General features: G+C 70.4%; 3 protein-coding genes. 2 read left to right on the top strand and 1 reads right to left on the bottom strand.

Features of this window, described 5'->3' with window-relative positions:
* The coding region (locus tag ACWDU1_RS31700) for a magnesium and cobalt transport protein CorA (RefSeq protein ID WP_450004101.1) at positions 1 to 794 on the bottom strand (794 nt) is incomplete at its 3' end.
* Between the two features lie 62 nt (positions 795 to 856).
* Here ACWDU1_RS31700 and ACWDU1_RS31695 point away from each other — a divergent pair.
* Both ACWDU1_RS31695 and ACWDU1_RS31690 read left to right on the top strand, forming a co-directional pair.
* The gene (locus ACWDU1_RS31695) at positions 857 to 1711 is read left to right on the top strand and encodes a PHP domain-containing protein (protein WP_450004100.1); all 855 of its coding nucleotides are present in this window, start codon (positions 857 to 859) and stop codon (positions 1709 to 1711) included.
* Positions 1708 to 1974: a hypothetical protein gene (locus ACWDU1_RS31690; protein ID WP_450004099.1), complete on the top strand. Its 267-nt coding sequence runs from the start codon at positions 1708 to 1710 to the stop codon at positions 1972 to 1974. The genes ACWDU1_RS31695 and ACWDU1_RS31690 overlap by 4 nt, the downstream gene beginning before the upstream one ends.
* The last annotated feature ends 389 nt before the right edge of the window (positions 1975 to 2363 follow it).

Raw genomic sequence — 2363 nt, 5'->3', positions numbered from 1 at the left:
GTGTGATGGTCGGCGACATCGCGCAGATAACGCCGGATCTCGGGGTCCAGCGGCAGTTCTTCGTTACGCACCAGGATGTCCAGCGGCATATCCAGCGGAAGCACCGCCCGGCGTAATTCCACCACCTCACGTTTGAGCTGATAGATGGATTCGATCGGAAGCGTGCTGCGCGGAGTGAAGATCTCCTGCTCCATCTCCTCGATATCGCGTTCCACCGACTGCACGACGTCGATATAGGTGTCCACCACCCGGTCGGCTATCGCGTGCAGAACCGCCCCCGGCCCGCGGCGCAGCCGTGCGGGCCTGCTCTCGAGATCGCGCCGCACCTGGGCCAGCGCCGAATGCTCGCCGTGGCGGACCGCGATCACGAACTCCGCGGAGACGAAGATCAGCAGTTCCCCCGTCTCCACGATCTCGCTCACGCTGCGCATCTCGTGCTCCTGGTAGCCGACCGTGCGCATGACCATGACCAGGATGTCGTCGTAGCGTTCGAGTTTGGGGCGCTGATGGGCCTGGACCGCGTCCTCCACCGCCAGCGCGTGCAGGCGGTAGGTCGCGGCGACCTCCCGCATCTGGGCCTCATCGGGGTCGTGCAGGCCGAGCCAGACGAAACCACCGTGTTCGCGGGCCGCCGCCAGCGCGCCGGAATGGGTGAACCGGCCGGGTAGCCGCTCCCCGTCCACGTACACCGCGCAATCGACGATCGCGCGGGCGGTGGGAATCGGGATATAGGGCGTGGTGGGAGGCCGCCGGGACCGCCCCGGACTGTGGAACGGCAGCGGCAGGGAGGGCACGTGCCGATGCTAGCCCGCCCGCGCGGGTGGCACCCGGAACGGGCACTGACAGACTGGACGGCGTGCGTATCGACCTGCATACCCATTCCAACGCCTCCGACGGCACCGATACCCCGGCCGAACTGGTGCGCAACGCGGCCGCGGCGGGTCTGGACGTGGTCGCGATCACCGATCACGACACCACCGCGGGCTGGGCCGAGGCCGAGGCGGCCCGCCCGGCCGGGCTCACCCTGGTCCGGGGCATGGAGATGTCGTGCGTGGGCCCGGGCACCGACGGCTGGCCGGTATCGGTGCACTTGCTGGCCTATCTGTTCGATCCGGCCGATCGCGGGTTCGCGGCCGAACGGGAGCGGTTGCGGGCCGAACGGGTGGAACGACTACGCGCGATGGCCGAGCAGATGGCGGCCGACGGGCTGCCGATCGATCCCGACGCGGTACTCGCCGCGGCCGGCCCGTCGGCGGGGCGGCCGCATCTGGCGCGGGTGCTGGTCGCGGCCGGGGTGGTGCCGACCGTCGGCGCCGCCTTCGACGATCTGCTCTCGTCGGACGGGCCGTACTTCGTGGAGAAGGCCGATACACCGTTGCGGACGGCGGTCGCGATGATCGCCGCGGCGGGCGGGGTCAGCGTGCTGGCCCACGCCCGGGCCCGCAGCCGCGGGCGGTTGCTCGACCTGGCGGAGGTCGGTGACCTCGTCCCCGCCGGACTGGGCGGTCTGGAGGTCGATCATCCCGACCACAGTGACCACGACCGCGCGGTGCTACGTGATCTGGCGGCCGAATTCGGGCTGCTCGCGACCGGCTCCTCGGACTACCACGGCGCCAACAAGACGATCGGTCTCGGCGACCGCACCACCGATCCGGCCCAGTTCGAGAAATTGGCCGGTCGAGCCACCGGCGTCCCGGTCCTCGCGTCATGAGAGTGCTGCGCGGGATCAGCGGTATCGCCGCCGCGGGCCTGGTATTGCTGGCGTTGGTCGTCTTGGGCGCGGCCCTGATCGGCGACCGGCGCGGGTTCCCGGGGCCGGGTACGGAGTCGGTGCTGCTGCATCTGCTGGTGGCGGCGATTGCCGTTGTCGCACAGGTGTATTCGGACCGCCGGCGCGGGACGGCGACGGTGGTGGCCGCGGTGGTGGTGCTGGGGGCGGGAGCCGCGCTGCTGTGGACGCAGTGGTGGGGCTGAGCCGGCGCGGCGCGTCGAGGCGACCTTCACATCGCGGGGGCCGTGCTCCTGCAACTGTCTCACCCCGGACACCGGCGGACCGGGAGTTTCCGCTTACGGGAAGGTAATCCCCGGGCCCTACGCTGGCCCCGTGGTGTCCGATACACGCAGAACGCGGCACCGGGTTTGGCGAACGACCCGGGACCTGGCACAATGTTGCGGATTCCCGATCGTTGCCACCGCCGGGTCGGGGATATCCGGCGTTTCCCGCCACGCGACGCACCGTCGCGACCGGAGCGCCAGTCGAGTTCTGCCGGACAACCCGTCCGTCTCCCATCCGGACAGTCGCTGCCCGAAATCAGCGCCGTTGCCCATCGCCACATGTCCGGTGTTCCCGGGTTCCCCCGGCG

This window comes from Nocardia sp. NPDC003345 (assembly GCF_053589395.1).
Note: the sequence above shows the minus strand (reverse complement) of the source record. Positions and strands in the feature narration are given on the sequence as shown.